The organism is Gimesia benthica (genome assembly GCF_009720525.1).
GTDB classification, from domain to species: Bacteria; Planctomycetota; Planctomycetia; order Planctomycetales; family Planctomycetaceae; genus Gimesia; species Gimesia benthica.
Map to the genome: position 1 here is coordinate 4800110 of NZ_CP043930.1, position 14930 is coordinate 4815039.

Below are 14930 nucleotides of genomic sequence, written 5' to 3' on the forward strand. Positions count from 1 at the left end.
TCCATAAACCGGCGGGTGGGAGTATGTCAGATGTATTGACGATGAAAGTGTCTCAGCTGATCAGTTTGGTTTCACCTCCGTTTTCTTTCTGGTGAATCGTAACCGGCCAGCCAGGAAATTCATTGGACGCTTTCCCGTCAGTCGCATCTACCAGAAAACGATAGGAGTGCAGCGTATACGTTTTTTCTTTGGGATCGATCAATACCAGACCAAAGCCGCTGCCTTTCTGATGTGCCAGATCGTAGCGGTTTTTCTTACTAGCCGGTTCCGGATTACCTACGGCGTAGACATACACCTTATTTCCAAACCCATCTATATATTCACCCGTATTGGGAAGACCATGTTTCGGGCGATTCTCATGCTCCATGCCGACTTCATCTGGACGCCACCAGCGGGGGTAACCTGCGGAAATCGCGGGAGTACAGAAAGACCAGCAGCTGTCGCGCTGCTCATCGGCTCCATACTGGGAGAGTGTGGTCAGATGTTGATCGCCATTGATATGCAGCGGCATCCCCTTGCGGATAATACGCACAGCCCGGTTGCGGGCAGTCTGAGGCCAGCTGCCACAATCGAGGTCGGCTTTCAGGTAACCATCATAACCGCCATGGTGAGTCGCGACCCCGGCAAAGACGGTCTGGCTGAACAGGACTTTGATCGTGTGTCCCCGCCAGTCATCGCACCAGTGCTCAAGGAATTTCTCCTGGCGATCTCCCAGCAATTCCAGCCCCGGTTTATCCAGCTTGGATGTGTCAAAGTTGGGATCGGTTACATGGTCTGCCCGACCGCTGCCCGTTTCGACATGCTCGGGCCCACTCTTGAACTGACGGTCGCCCAGAATGGCAAAGCCGACATCACCATACACCATATCGCCGTAATAAACGCTGATGTTCTGCAGACAGGGAGTCGGATCGTAGTAGTCGGGATGATGCCCTGCACAGGTTTTGTGAACCACATTGACCATCCTCGCCGGTTCCCGGTAACCACCATTGGAAGACGTGGTCCCCTCCACCATTTTCTTGCCCCCTTCTCCCCAGATATTACCCTGGAAAACATCATGGTCATCGGGAATGCAAATGGTCGGCCGATCCCGCATTGCTTCGCCAAAGGCCATGCCGTGCATGTAATATTTGCGAAGGTAATTTAGAATCGCAGGTTCGGCGGGATCTCGAATCAGACCAAATCCACCGTGATCTTCGTATAACTGGTCACCGGAAAAGTAAAGCAGGTCCGGATCAACCTTCAGCAGGTTGTTGGCCACCGGTTCATAAGGGAAGCCGTAATCCTTCTGACAGGTCAACGCGCCCAGTTTCAATGGACGACCGGTTGGATTGGCACGAATGATCCCAGTTCGCTCGGCGATGGATTCGGATCCGTCACTATGCTGTTCTTTATAAATCAGCTTGAACGGCGTTTTTTCTTTTTCATTCCAGTTGGCGATTCTGAAAGTAGCCGTCCAGGCATCGGTATCGAGGGGCGCGGTACCCAGGGACTTCCATTTGCCGTCCTGCTCGATCTGCAGTTCGATGTCTTTATTGTCTTTCTCACCCAGCGGTCCGGTCAGGGCGCTGATCTTCATCACGAAGCCATCTTTGCTACGGGAATCACTCAAGGAATACATAGACCAGAGAATCGGTCCAAATTCATGTTCGGGACTGACCGTGAACGCATCGCCGGAAACCGACCAGTCGCTAAAGCGGTAACGAGCACCAATCATGCGTTTGAAACGTGGGTCGAAATTACTGACGACCGCGACGTTACCCAGCACTGCCTGAGGAGGGAAGGTGTGCGAAATCGTATCCAGTGGCTTGTCTGATTCAGAACCGCTGACCATCAGAGTCAGAGAATACTTTTCGCCCTCTGGTTTTCCAATCACAGTCAACACACAGTTTTTCAGATCGACCGGCTGCTTGAGTTTCTGTTCTTTATTGCCCAGGATCAGTTTGCCGTTGACGACCCCCGCTTTGATTCCGCTCTTCGCGAAACAGTTGCTGCGATATTCGTTAATGTCACTCTTCACCCCAATGCGGAAACCAACGCCACCGTCCTGCTGTTTGACTTCTACCTGACTGACATGGACGGACATGGTAAACGACGCTTTGGGATTCGTCAGTTGATGAGTCAGCAACTGAATATTGCGACTGCCGCCCGTCGACAGGCACTCGGCGGCCCCATCAATGATTCGCCAGTCTTCCATCGGATTGGCCCAGAATTCTTCTCCCAGCCAGACCCGATCATTTGTTTTCTTCCAGCGGCCAATGACAGGAGCGGCACTCTCTGACTCTGCTGCGGTTAATGCTGTTGTTTTTTTGAAACCGAAAAATGTCGTCCCCAAGGCAAACAGTTTCAGCGCCATCCGTCGGGTCAGTGATTGCATTAATTGTCTCCTGTCGAACACAAACCGCCGTGCGAACCGGCGGAGATGAAATGTCGTAAATGAAGTCCAGAACTGTCATTATCAGGGGCGCAGCAGGCTTTGTCCAGCGTGGTTCAAAGAAGAACGCGCTGTTTAAACTTGTTAAGAAATGCCTGTTCAGTTTAAGGCTCTCGGGTGGCCAGGCCCGCTTTAACATCAGCCGGCTGGGAGACCTTGACCCGCTCTTCCCCGACCAGAGTGATCAGGTTCGGCAGGTCGTAGACCTTGAGCGAGCCATGCACCGTATTGATCAGCTGATTCTGCGTTTCCGGTGTTTTCACAACTTCCCCCCAGGATGAAATCATCCGGCTCAGATCGACTTCTGAAAAGAGTTGTGGTTCCAGAGCCGCGGCATGCAGCGCGGGAATCCCCGTTTCTCCGATCGCGACCAGTTCAATCTTTTCCGGTTTGTCGCTCGAACCATAATCTGACAGGAACCGGGCGGCGATCAGAATGTCTTCTGCCCGCAGTTTGACCATCGATTCACCCAGCAGGTAGGCCACTGCCCACTCATGATAGTTGGGGCCCAGCAGACCATGTGACCAGCCGATCTTACGATTGTTCTTACGCGCAGTCTCTCCAATCGCGCGAATATCTACTGCCAGAACGGTCTCGCCCTGCTTGACCCGCTGTTCAATCGGTCCGCCTGCTGCAGCGTCTACCTGTTTGCCCTCACCATGCAGATAGAGGGTCCGTTTGCCGGTGGGGGTTTTCGGTTCAAACAGTAGCGCGGGTAGTGGGAGACCGTGATCTGGTTTCACGATCAGCTTTGTGATTGTGTAACCCGGTCGCTCAATAGAGCCGACAGTTTGGGATGTCGGGCGGGGCAGTTTCTCCAGTCGCTTGATTCCGCTCACTTCACGTACCTGATCCCGCAGCGTGTCTAGATCGCCGCTGCTCCAGAGTTCTGCCCGTTCTTTCGCGAGCTGTTGATTCAGGCCATCGTTGATTTCAAACAGCGAACGCTCGCCGGCATCGAGCAGTATCTGCCCCGACTGAGAACATTGCAGTTCCTCATCGGTAAACACGGGCAGATCCCCTTCAAAGATCGCGTTTTCCTTGTGCATCAGCCAGCGGTTCATCCAGCGTGCGGAACCTTCCCGCAGCTTGATGGTGAATCCATGCGGGGCGTCGGCTTCGATGATATCCACCCGCTCCGCATAACCCATGCGTGTATAGAATCGTTTGGCTTCGCGGAACAGTTCCCACGTACCGTCGATTTTGAAAGTCGAGTCATGTGTGCCGGCGCAGATCAGCGTCGGTTTTGGGGCTCGCATCAAAGTGTAATCGGCGATGTCCATACCATAAGCCAACTGGCCAAAGATATTCTGCTCGCCATCCTGGGGGCCATTGAAGTCGATCAGGTATCGATACATGGTCGAGTAGCAGACCGGTGCTGCCGCCTGCACCCGTTCATCCAGGGCCATGATGTAACTCGTCAGCGTGCCTCCCCCCGAGTTTCCCGTACAGCCGATTCGGCTGGCATCGATCTCCGGGCGACTGACCAGGTAGTCAATACTCCGCATACCGTCCCAGATACGATAGCGGGCGGAGTTACTGCCCAGGGGAATCGAGCTGACCGTCATCAGCGTATGCTCTGCCGTGCAGTAATACTGTACCTGTGGATGAGGCGGACGATAGCGACTGCCTCCTTTGAAGAATTCATTGGGTTGCTCTGACAATACCTGGTACCGTTCCCCCTGCCCGATCGGATCGTAGCAGAGTGCTGCCATCCCATTTTTCGCCAGCAGCATGCAGGCCCGCTGGTAACCGTCTGACGCTTTTCCGTTGTGGCTGTGTCCGCAGGGGACCAGCACGCCCGGATAAGGGGGCGGCGTGGTGGGCAGATACAGGTTGGCTGTCACATGATGCCCGGGCCAGCTTTCGTAAATCACATTCTCGACTCGAAATCCGTCACCCTTCAGTTTTCCGATCACGCGGGGATTCAGCGGCGTTCGTTCCGGAAATCCGCCAATCTGTGTCTGGAAGAAGTCTTTCATCCGCTTCTGGTAAGCTTCACAGTCCTCCGGGGTTTTAATGTTTTCGTAGACTTCTTTCCGTTTCGCGAATGCCTCATGCGCCCGTTTTTGCAGAGCCTGGTACACCAGTCCGGACTCGGCCGCTTCTTCTGTCAGTGGTGTCAGGACCGTAAGGTCTTCCGCAGAATAGACGAGCAGCGTGCTATTGAGAGTGAAAACACAAGCGAACAGTGACAGCAGGCATTTCATCATGGAAACCTCGGCAGCAGGAGTTCGGGCAGGTATCAGAAGTCGCTTAGGGACGGCGACCGGCGGATAAATAAACAATATTAAATATGATACCTATGTCGAACAGTAGACTCAATCGAATCCTGCGAGGTCAGGCAGGATTTGAGATTATTTTGCTGCTGCGGCAATCTCATGACTCAGACAATGCAGCGTTCCCAGCCCCCAGACCAGATCGACTGCATGAATTCCGATGACCTGGCGGTCCGGATAAAGCTCACTCAGAATTCCCAGTGCCCGGGCATCATGAGGATCGTTAAACGTTGGCATCAGCACACAGCCGTTGGTGACCAGAAAATTCACGTAGCTGGCGGGGAGACGTAAATCTTCAAAGTCGAGACGGCCCGGCATGGGCATTTCTACTACTTTGAGTTTGCTGCCGTCTTCGAGGCGTGCGCTTTTCAGACGCTCCAGATTCTGCGCCAGACGACGATGATTGACATCCTTTTTGTTCGGCTCCACGGAGGCGACGACTGTCGTCGGATTCACAAACCGGCAGATATCATCCACGTGGCCGTGTGTGTCGTCTCCTTCGATGCCGTCCCCGAGCCAGATTACATTCGAAACGCCCAGATATTCTGCAAAGACAGCGGCGTAGTCGTCTTTTGTAAAACCGGGATTGCGCACCTGGGTTTTCTGGTCGAGCAGACATTCCTCAGTTGTGATCAGGGTGCCCCGTCCGTTGACTTCGATCGCTCCCCCTTCCAGAACCACGGGACGTCCCTGGCAGGTGACCTCCGTCAAGGGAAGTTTTAATGACTGCGCGACTGCAGAGGGGATGTGCCAGTCCAGGCGATGATTGGGATACTTGGCCCAGCCGTTAAAGCGAAACTGCAGTGCCTCGCGTTTGCCGTCACTCCGCTGTACGACGATCGGTCCCGAATCTCGCATCCAGCTGCGGTTCGTCTTCTGCAGGATAAATTTGACCTGCTTCGTATTCGCGTGTGCCTGCTGCAGCATCGAATGAACTTTCTGCTGCAGCGACTCATTTTTAACAACCAGCAGCACGCGCTCATACTCGGCCACTTTGCGGATGATTTCGATGAACGCCCATTGGATGACTTCGTACTTCCCTGGCCAGTCATTGCCGTTATGCGGAAAGCAGAGTAGCGTGGCTTGGTGTGGTTCCCATTCGGCGGGCAGTCTGCGGGTGATCTCGCTCATGGAGTGGCGTCGTCATGATAGAGTTTCAGAATATTGCTATAAGCGTCAATCCGCCGGTCACGCAGGAAGGGCCAGTTCTGGCGAACTTCAGCGGTCTGATCCAGATCGACCTCTGCAATCAGAATTTCTTCCTGGTCCTCTGATGCCTGGACGATAATTTCTCCCTGGGGCCCACAGATAAATGAGGAGCCCCAGAATTCGAGGCCCGCCTGCTCCGGTTCCGGCTGTTCGAAGCCAACGCGGTTGACTGCAGCCACAAATGTCCCGTTGGCGATCGCGTGACTCCGCTGAATTGTCATCCAGGAATCTTGCTGCTTAGGACCGTATTCTTCTTTTTCGTGGGGATGCCAGCCGATGGCGGTTGGATAAATCAGCACGTTCGCCCCAGAGAGTGCCGTGATCCGGGCCCCTTCGGGGAACCACTGGTCCCAGCAGATGAGTGTCCCGATTTTGCCGAAGCGGGTAGGGATTGCTTTGAAACCGAGGTCGCCGGGCGTGAAATAGAATTTTTCGTAGAAGCAGGGATCGTCGGGAATGTGCATCTTGCGATACAGACCGGCTTCGCTGCCATCGGCGTCGATGACGTAGGCGCTGTTGTGATACAGCCCTTCAGTCCGTTTCTCGAAGAAAGGTACAACAATCACGACACCCAGTTCTTTGGCCAGGTTGCTGAAGGCCGTGAAGGAAGGACCATACAGGGGCTCGGCGAACTTGAAGTACTCCGTGGTTTCCTTCTGACAGAAATAGAATGAGCTGTAGAGTTCAGGCAGACAGATAACCTGTCCCCCTTCTTCAGCGGCGGTACGGACCCAGTCCAGACATTTCGTCAGGTTTTCATCCGGAGTGCCATTCAGTGAGACCTGCACCAGTGCAAGTTGGAAGCGACGGACCATAAGACAAACTTATCCAGGAAATGAAAAGCAGAAAACTTAAAATCCGGTCAATCGGAACCGGGCCATGTGGATATTTACGATATCTGTTTCCGAGTTGCAAGGAGTGGATGCTAAACTTAGAACGTTTGCCGGCAATTCGCAGGGGGATGATTACTCTGCGCGAAGGTTTCAGGAATCCGGGCAGTTTCCTGAGAGTAACATCGACAGATTGGCTCTATTTCCAGTATTCTATGCCTGTCGCCGGCGAATGCCAGAGGCGGCACGCCCGTTTCTCCTCATCCACTCGCGATCCTTCTTTTTAGGGCAATTCTTACTATGAATTCAGGACGGTCAACCGAAGAATTTTCGATACAGAAACGGGGACATCTGCTGATTGAGGATCCCCTCCTGAATAAGGGGACCGCCTTCAGCGAAAAAGAACGCAGTCAGTTCGGTCTGGTAGGCCTTCTGCCCCCCCATATCGACACGCTTGAGGAACAGGTTGAACGCTCCTATGAAGCCTTTTGCGATTTTCAGAACGATATCGACAAACATATTTTCCTGAGACAGCTGCAGGACGAGAACGAGACCCTGTACTACCGGCTGCTGCTGGAACATATCACCGAGATGATGCCCATCGTTTATACACCGGTGGTGGGCCTGGCGTGTGAGCGGTTCAGCCATATTTATCGTCGTCCCCGCGGGATTTTCATTTCTTATCCCGAACGTGATCAAATGGACGAGATCCTGGAAAATATCGAACGGGATATCGAGGTCATCGTGGTGACCGATGGGGAACGCATCCTGGGACTGGGCGACCAGGGGGCCGGTGGGATGGGAATTCCCATCGGTAAACTCTCGCTTTATACTCTCTGTGGCGGTATCGATCCGGCCAAGACACTCCCGATTCTACTTGATCTGGGAACGAACAACGAAGAACGTCTGGAAGACCCCCGCTACGTCGGCTGGCGGGAACACCGCATCAAAGGGGAGGAATACGATGCCTTTATCGACCAGTTCGTCCAGGCCGTCAAGAAACGGTTTCCGGATGTACTCCTGCAGTGGGAAGATTTCGCCTCAGTCGATGCTGAGCGGATTCTGGATAAATATCGGGACGACCTGTGTACCTTTAACGATGACATCCAGGGAACTGCTGCGGTCACAACGGGAACCATCCTCGCTGCGATTGAAGCAGCCGGCGGAAAACTCACCGACCAGAACATCGTCATGCTCGGAGCCGGCTCTGCAGGAGTGGGCATCTGCCTGCAGTTAAAACAGGCCATGCTACAATCCGGTCTGAGTGAGGATGAAGCAAAGGCCCGGTTTTATGTGATCGACCGCGATGGACTCCTGCATTCCGGCAGAAATGATCTGGATGAACTGCACCAGCAACTCGCACAGTCACCAGAGAACCTTCAGGGTTGGGACTGTGATGTGAGTGGTGCGATCTCCTTTGCGGATGTCGTCCGCAATGCCAAACCAGGCGTCCTGGTCGGCGCCACGGGACAGGCGGGCGCATTTACCGAAGAGATTATCCGGGAAATGGCCAGCCACGAAGAACATCCCGTCATCTTCCCGCTTTCGAATCCGACTTCGCGGGCCGAAGCGACACCAGAAGATCTGTTGAAATGGACGGACGGCAAAGCCGTTATCGCCACCGGCAGCCCTTTCGATCCAGTGGAATATAATGGCGTGACACATATCATTGCCCAGTGTAATAACAGTTACATCTTCCCTGCGATGGGACTGGGGATTCGGGCTTCCCGGGCGCGCCGGGTTACCGATTCCATGTTCATGGCGGCGGCGTTTGCCTTGAAAGAGGCCTCTCCGGCCCTCAAAGATCCGACGGCTTCACTGCTCCCTTCACTGACGATTATCCGTGATGTGGGTCGATCAATTGCCCGGGCTGTCGCGCAGGCAGCCATTGAAGCGGAAGTCGCAGATTCCCTGACCGCAGAAGAAATCGATCAGCGGATCGAAGAAACCATGTGGAAACCCGAATACAAGTCTCTCTAATTCGACTGATCGTCTCGCCAGCATTTTTTGTCTGTAAGGAACACTCATGACTGACCATTGTACCACCACCGTCGGTTCTTATCTGGCTGACCGTCTGGAAGAAATTGGCTTGAAGCATTACTTCGCCGTCCCGGGAGACTATAACCTGGTTCTGCTGGACCGGATTCTGGAGAATAAGAATCTGCAGATGATCTCCTGCTGTAATGAATTGAACGCAGGCTATGCAGCAGACGGATATGCCCGGGCGACCGGTGGCGCGAGTGCCGTGTTTGTAACCTATAGTGTCGGTGGTCTGAGCCTGCTCAATGCTGTTGCCGGGGCGTATGCGGAAGACCTGCCCGTCATCGCAGTTTCCGGCGGCCCGAATACGAATTCCGAAGCCGAATTCGAAATGCTGCATCACACCTTGGGAAAACTGGATTACGATTACCAGCGAGATATCTTTTCCAAAGTGACAGCGGAAGCGGTCACGATCCGCGATCCCCATGAAGCTCCAACGAAAATCGATCATGCGATTCAGACTGCCCTGCGGTTTCGTAAGCCGGTCTATATTGAAATCGCCTGCAACATTGCGGATGCAATCACTTCCAAACCGAATGTTCGCTCCTTTGGTGGTCCAACTGCCAGTGACCCTGTCTCGCTCCAGGCAGCCGTCGATCATGTGGCGAATTTGCTCAACAACGCAGCCAAGCCGGTTCTGGTCTCGGGTGTCAAGCTCCGCTCCTTTGGAGCCGAGGAAAATTTCCACAAGCTGGCTGATGCCTCGGGTTACGCGATTGCCAGTATGCCCAATGCCAAGGGTTTTTTTGACGAACAGCATCCGAATTACATGGGCATTTACTGGGGGCCCGTCGGTTCACCCGGTTGTGGAGAAATCGTTGATTCTTCGGACCTCTGCCTGTTCGCTGGCCCGACCTTCACCGATTACACGACAACGGGGCACGCCGCACTGGTAGACCCGGGTAAAGTGATTCAGGCACGTCCCAACAGCGTGGTCTGCCCGAATCAGACTTTCAGCAATGTGAAACTGTCCGAGTTCCTTGAACAACTGGCTCCCCGCATCAAAGCCAACGATGCTTCCATGGTCGCTTATAAACGAATTCAGGAAGATCCGCCTGCACTATCTGCTGGTGCTCCCGAGACGCCTCTCTCGACCCGACAGCTGGTTTCGCGTGTCCAACAGATGCTGACCGCAGATTCCGCTGTCATTGCAGAAACGGGAGATTCCTGGTTCAACGGTATGCAGCTCAATCTGCCGACCGGATCCCGATTTGAAATCCAGATGCAATACGGTTCGATCGGCTGGTCTGTGGGAGCGCTGCTGGGATACTGTATCGGGGCGCCGGAACGACGACCCATTGCATTGATCGGCGATGGCTCGTTCCAGCTGACCGCACAGGAAATTTCAACCATCATCCGGTACAACCTGAATCCGATCATCTTCCTGATCAATAATGGCGGGTACACCATCGAAGTCGAAATTCACGACGGACCATATAACAATATCAAAAACTGGAACTACGCTGATCTGGTTCATGTTTTCAATGCTGCGGACGGCAATGGCTGGAGTGGTAAAGCGGCGACCGAAGGTGAACTGGATGAAGCGATCAAAACGGCCAAGTCTCATAATGGTCCTGCTTTTATTGAAGTTCTGATCGACCGCGATGACTGCAGTAAAAATCTGCTGGTCTGGGGCAGTCATGTAGCCAAGAACAATGGTCGACCTCCACGTGTGAACTGAGCTGATACACATACATTGTATCAGGAAGACGAGTCCGTCACCGACAACAGAGAAACAGGAACGACAACCATGGAAGAGTTCTGTGACCTGCCGGAAGGAAAACTGATACTGCGCACGCTGGCCATGCCGGCAGATACGAATGCCAACGGAGACATCTTCGGCGGCTGGATCATGTCTCAGATGGATATTGCCGGAGGGATTCTATCAAAAGAGGTCGCAGGCACCCGCACCGTCACGATTGCGGTGGAGTCGATGAAATTCATTCGCCCGGTCAAGGTGGGAGACGTTGTCTGTTGTTTTGGCCAGGTTGATCGGATTGGAACAACTTCGATTACCCTCTCGCTCGAGGTCTGGGTCCAGCCAGTGCTGCGACACGAAGCGTCCGACTGCCCCCGTTTTAAAGTCACCGAAGCCGCCTTTACCTACGTGGCCATCGATGATCAGGGAAACAAAACGCCCATTGTTCAGCAGGACTGCTGATTGAGACCGGTCCGTTTATGGGCCGTTGTCTGTTGCTGGTGATGCGATCCGGGTACAATTCAGGAGACTCCCTGAGTCAGATCGCAGTCATTCCATCAGCAAACATTCTGAGTGACACACTCACAGCCGGAACCCTTCTACTCCGGTCGACGCAGTGTGCGAAAGGACCGGACTCTCATGAAGACAGTGGCGATTATTGGAGGCGGATTCAGCGGGACCATGGCAGCGGTGAATCTGGCACGATTGAGTGACGGTCCGCTCTGCATTCAACTGATCAATGACCGCTATCCACTGGGGCGTGGCGTCGCTTATGGGACGAAACGGGAAGAACATCTGTTGAATGTCGCCGCACGCAACATGTCTGCGGTTCCCGACCATGCCAATCACTTTCTGGACTGGTTACGCACTCGCGTGGATTACAGCGACCTGCCCGATCCGCAACTGCGTGAGACTTATGTTCCCCGTCGGATCTATGGCGATTATCTGCGAAGTATCCTCGCGAATTACATGCAGCCAATTGACTCACATCATCCGGCGGAAATCCGCGTCGTCGAAAATGAAGCCGTCGACATTGAATACAATTTTGACGGGAGTGCTGAGATCACGCTCTGCGATGGTTCTACGCTGGAAGCTGATCGCGTGCTACTGGCAACAGGAAATCAGCCTCCCACTTCACTGGCCGGGGAAGATTTTACGCATCCCGCCTATTGCGCAGACCCCTGGGGGAACTGGATGGAAAAGATTCCGGCTCCCGATCAGGACATCATTGTGCTCGGCACCGGATTGTCGATGATCGACGTCTTTCTCACGCTCAGTGAACTGGGTTGGGAAGGTAATATGATCGCAGTGTCGCATAACGGAATGATTCCACAAGCCCATTTCCGGGGCATTGAATATCCTGACTTCCTGCCAGAGGAGCCGGAGAGCCTGGGCCTCGAAAACCTGGTCCAGTTACTGGAAAAACATTGTCGACAGCTGCAGCGGATAGGTGAGAACCCAGGCATCGTCGTCGATCGACTGCGGCCCCACACGCAGCGAATCTGGCAGCAGTTTGACCTCGAAGAAAAACAGGAATTTCTCAAATGCTATGCCGCCCGCTGGAATGTGATCAGACATCGGATTGCGCAGCCGATTCATCAACGGGTGACGGAAGCGATAACCGAAGGACGCCTCAAAGTGGTACGGGGCAGAATCACGGGAGTCACAGCTCAGAATGATCACGTCGTTGTGGATGTTCAGAATAAAACCGGTTCAACCCAGACGCTTGAGGGGGGACTGGTCATTAATTGCACCGGACCCAATTGTGGATTTTCCGGCACCAGTGTGCCACTGTTCCAGAATCTGCTCAAACGGGGACTTATCCGGCCAGACGAACTGGATATGGGCATCGATGTCGGTGCCGATTTCGCAGTGATTGATGCGGAAGGAAATCCCTCTGAGTTCCTGTTCGCCGTTGGACCGTTGATGAAGGGGACTCTCTGGGAGACCACAGCAGTTCCGGAACTGCGTGGTCAGGCGATGCGTGTCGCGCAGTTGCTGCTGGATGATGTCGCTCTGGTCACACCGGGACACGATTACCGGATGTCCGTCGAAGAGGAACACGTCATCGAATATTACATTTGAGACGTTGGCGTCAGCCGTGCATCACAATCTTCAATCTTACTCAACCATCGGCTTCACTGCGGTCACAATCGGATAGATTCCCATCGGTTCGGTTACCTGGTCGATGACGCGAAATCCGACTGTTTCCAACATCCTTCGTACATCATCGCCGGAGCGTCTGATATGCTGTAGATTGAAGATTCGTTTGAGAGAGGGAGCACCATGCCAGGGATCGAGAATCCCATGCGTGACCAGATTTCCTCCCCGGACCATGATTGTATGCAAGGCGGCCAACAGTTCGTGTAACTGCTGGTCATTCAAGTATTCGATGAGACCAATCAGTTTAACGATATTCGGTTTGACATCGGGTAATACCGTCTGAATCTCTCGCGCGTCTCCCTGCAGGAAGCTGATACAGTCTGATATTCCGAGTTGTTCTGCCAGTTGTTGTCCGTATTCGAAGGCATCGTCGTCCAGGTCGATCAGGTGAGCGTGGACTTCGTCTGCACTTAACTGCAATCGGGAAATCGCGGTCTGCACATGACGCCCCGGGCCAGCACCGACGCCCATGAGAACGACGGGCCCGTCCGACTGACGAGCCTGGATCAGGTCGATCAGGATTTGGGTTACCGTCTGCAATCGATTCCGCGAAGCTCTGGAAATGGGGTTATCCAGGATCGCCTGTCGATCCAGCAGGTCGACCGGTGCATCTTTACGGTACAGGATTTCCATAGCCCTCCAGCCACCAGGGCGGCGAAAGGTCTCTTCGAGCAACTCGCTCTGACTCGACTGTAGTAATCTTTTGAGCCAACTGGCGGGGATCAGATAATTTTTGTAAGGATTGATCAGCCAGTTCCCGATTCGCTGTCCCCGGGTCATTGTTTCCAGCGGCTGCTGAAGATCTTGGGGAAGCCAGATCGCAGCAGAATCTGTGTCTGACTCAGGTGCTGCCGTTGTAGGTGCCATACCATTCTGCCTTAGTGGTTAGACATTTAAAACTCTGTATTTATCCCATTGCAACGAGAATCTTACGTGGTCCTGCATAAGGCATCCGGCCATGGGCGACACTGAAATTATCCAGGGCCAGCACATCTCCCTGCTGCCACGGGAAGATAACGGCCGTCTCCCACAGGGTCTTACGGACTCCTGCGAGATCCTCATCGGTAATGGGGGAATCATCCCCGTAATACGCGTGGGTCGGCAGGTTTTCTTCTCCAAATAGCTGCAGCAGCTGAGCGCGGTTTCGTTCATTCACATTGGTGATATGCCAGAGATCGGCCTGGTTAAACCAGAGCATTTCTCCTGTAACTGGATGGGCCAGCGTGCCGGGGCGGATGGACCAGGTACGCAGGTTTCCGTCGGCCGTCCATTCAAATTCGATGTCGTTGTCTTTGAGGTAAACTTCGACCTGATCCCGATCACTGGTTTCGAAATAATCCATCCAGGACTTGCCGATCCCCCGCTCCTGCCCATGCATGTTCTTGACATAGCGGACTCCCCGTTCTTCGAATTTCGCCAGAATTTCGGCTGGCATCTCACGATAGAGCTTTCGGCAGTCGACGATCGGCGTTTCTCCGCCGGTCTCAGCAGCACGATGACAGTGGAATACGATCCGTGGAGGGGGCGACTTGGTGTAGGAAAGCTCGTTGTGCAGCGTGATGCGAAACTGGGCAGGAAATTCGGTGGAAGTATATACGTTCCCGGTCACTTTGGTGCGGGGAGATTGCCCTTCGACGTACGGCTTTAACTCTGGAATCAGCGCCTGGGCAACGTCCTGAAATTCATCAATTTCCTGAATGGTGAATACACGCAGCAACACGCCTCCCTGCTCCAGCAGAGTCTGATCCAGCCAGTTCCGTTCCCGTGAGATGTATTCTATCAGGTCACTCAGGGAGGCAGCCCCCTGGTCGGCCGGTTCAATGAGCAGGGGCAGGGTTTGTGGCTTTTCCAGATTCGAAGTCTTCACTTGCATGGGACTTACTCGGAAATAGAGAACGATTGAATGGCACATAGAGGTCAGCCGGAGATTGTTGCTGGAGAAAAGGCCACAATCAGTGGTATCGGCTACTTACTGAACGGGTGGATGATAGTTCTGAATAGATTAGGTGTAAATCCCTTTATATCCCCTGTGATGTTCGTTCTGGGTGGTCAGATGGGTGAAATAGGGTGTTTGATCTGGTCGTCCTGATAAAAACGGGGGTATGTATGCCGATTCAGCGGTGCAAACGATCATGAAACGCCGATAAGGATGAGGGAAATTACCCTCAGATCTACTATGGTCAGAGGGACTCTCTCTGAAGAGAGCAATTTACACTTTGAGACCGTTTCGTATGCACTTCCCCATAGACTTTCGCTCCAGCCTCAGGCTGGTCGAGCAT

General features: G+C 53.6%; 10 protein-coding genes. 4 read left to right on the top strand and 6 right to left on the bottom strand.

The features are described from left to right. Nucleotides 1–52: 52 nt before the first annotated feature. The 4 genes from F1728_RS18635 to F1728_RS18650 all read right to left on the bottom strand — a co-directional run bounded on the left by F1728_RS18635 (nt 53) and on the right by F1728_RS18650 (nt 6734). Nucleotides 53–2374, bottom strand: coding sequence for an alkaline phosphatase D family protein (locus F1728_RS18635; protein WP_155365350.1), 2322 nt, complete (start codon nt 2372–2374; stop codon nt 53–55). Between the two features lie 161 nt (nt 2375–2535). Next, nucleotides 2536–4644, bottom strand: a complete 2109-nt coding sequence (locus F1728_RS18640) for an alpha/beta hydrolase family protein (protein WP_155365351.1) — start codon at nt 4642–4644, stop codon at nt 2536–2538. 144 nt (nt 4645–4788) lie between these two features. Beyond that, nucleotides 4789–5841 (bottom strand): agmatine deiminase family protein, encoded by a 1053-nt coding sequence (locus F1728_RS18645; protein WP_155365352.1) that lies wholly within the window; start codon nt 5839–5841, stop codon nt 4789–4791. Further along, entirely contained in the window at nt 5838–6734 is an 897-nt protein-coding gene (locus tag F1728_RS18650) for a carbon-nitrogen hydrolase (RefSeq protein ID WP_155365353.1), read from the bottom strand. Before F1728_RS18650 ends, F1728_RS18645 begins: the two co-directional genes overlap by 4 nt. A gap of 315 nt (nt 6735–7049) precedes the next feature. On the opposite strand from F1728_RS18650, the gene F1728_RS18655 reads away from it, so the two are divergent. The 4 genes from F1728_RS18655 to F1728_RS18670 all read left to right on the top strand — a co-directional run bounded on the left by F1728_RS18655 (nt 7050) and on the right by F1728_RS18670 (nt 12573). Next, entirely contained in the window at nt 7050–8729 is a 1680-nt protein-coding gene (locus tag F1728_RS18655; RefSeq protein WP_155365354.1) for an NAD-dependent malic enzyme, read from the top strand. Between the two features lie 46 nt (nt 8730–8775). Then, entirely contained in the window at nt 8776–10470 is a 1695-nt protein-coding gene (locus F1728_RS18660; RefSeq protein WP_155365355.1) for an alpha-keto acid decarboxylase family protein, read from the top strand. 69 nt (nt 10471–10539) lie between these two features. Further along, nucleotides 10540–10950 carry an acyl-CoA thioester hydrolase YciA gene (yciA, locus tag F1728_RS18665; RefSeq protein ID WP_155365356.1) on the top strand — a complete coding sequence of 137 codons (411 nt, stop codon included), beginning with the start codon at nt 10540–10542 and terminating at the stop codon, nt 10948–10950. A 177-nt stretch (nt 10951–11127) separates the two neighbouring features. Next, the gene (locus F1728_RS18670) at nt 11128–12573 is read left to right on the top strand and encodes an FAD/NAD(P)-binding protein (protein WP_155365357.1); all 1446 of its coding nucleotides are present in this window, start codon (nt 11128–11130) and stop codon (nt 12571–12573) included. A 36-nt stretch (nt 12574–12609) separates the two neighbouring features. Here the strand turns inward: F1728_RS18670 and F1728_RS18675 are convergent, their stop codons facing one another. Both F1728_RS18675 and F1728_RS18680 read right to left on the bottom strand, forming a co-directional pair. Next, the gene (locus F1728_RS18675) at nt 12610–13518 is read right to left on the bottom strand and encodes a class I SAM-dependent methyltransferase family protein (protein WP_155365358.1); all 909 of its coding nucleotides are present in this window, start codon (nt 13516–13518) and stop codon (nt 12610–12612) included. A 40-nt stretch (nt 13519–13558) separates the two neighbouring features. Then, on the bottom strand, nt 13559–14524 hold the full coding sequence (locus tag F1728_RS18680) for a TauD/TfdA family dioxygenase (RefSeq protein WP_194242428.1): 966 nt from the start codon (nt 14522–14524) through the stop codon (nt 13559–13561). Between the last annotated feature and the right edge of the window lie 406 nt (nt 14525–14930).

What these genes read in the sequence shown, in the direction of transcription:
- F1728_RS18635 (WP_155365350.1), bottom strand. Translation starts at nt 2,374, where the DNA reads ATGCAATCACTGACCCGACGGATGGCGCTGAAACTGTTTGCCTTGGGG.
- F1728_RS18640 (WP_155365351.1), bottom strand. Translation starts at nt 4,644, where the DNA reads ATGATGAAATGCCTGCTGTCACTGTTCGCTTGTGTTTTCACTCTCAAT.
- F1728_RS18645 (WP_155365352.1), bottom strand. Translation starts at nt 5,841, where the DNA reads ATGAGCGAGATCACCCGCAGACTGCCCGCCGAATGGGAACCACACCAA.
- F1728_RS18650 (WP_155365353.1), bottom strand. Translation starts at nt 6,734, where the DNA reads ATGGTCCGTCGCTTCCAACTTGCACTGGTGCAGGTCTCACTGAATGGC.
- F1728_RS18655 (WP_155365354.1), top strand. Translation starts at nt 7,050, where the DNA reads ATGAATTCAGGACGGTCAACCGAAGAATTTTCGATACAGAAACGGGGA.
- F1728_RS18660 (WP_155365355.1), top strand. Translation starts at nt 8,776, where the DNA reads ATGACTGACCATTGTACCACCACCGTCGGTTCTTATCTGGCTGACCGT.
- yciA (WP_155365356.1), top strand. Translation starts at nt 10,540, where the DNA reads ATGGAAGAGTTCTGTGACCTGCCGGAAGGAAAACTGATACTGCGCACG.
- F1728_RS18670 (WP_155365357.1), top strand. Translation starts at nt 11,128, where the DNA reads ATGAAGACAGTGGCGATTATTGGAGGCGGATTCAGCGGGACCATGGCA.
- F1728_RS18675 (WP_155365358.1), bottom strand. Translation starts at nt 13,518, where the DNA reads ATGGCACCTACAACGGCAGCACCTGAGTCAGACACAGATTCTGCTGCG.
- F1728_RS18680 (WP_194242428.1), bottom strand. Translation starts at nt 14,524, where the DNA reads ATGCAAGTGAAGACTTCGAATCTGGAAAAGCCACAAACCCTGCCCCTG.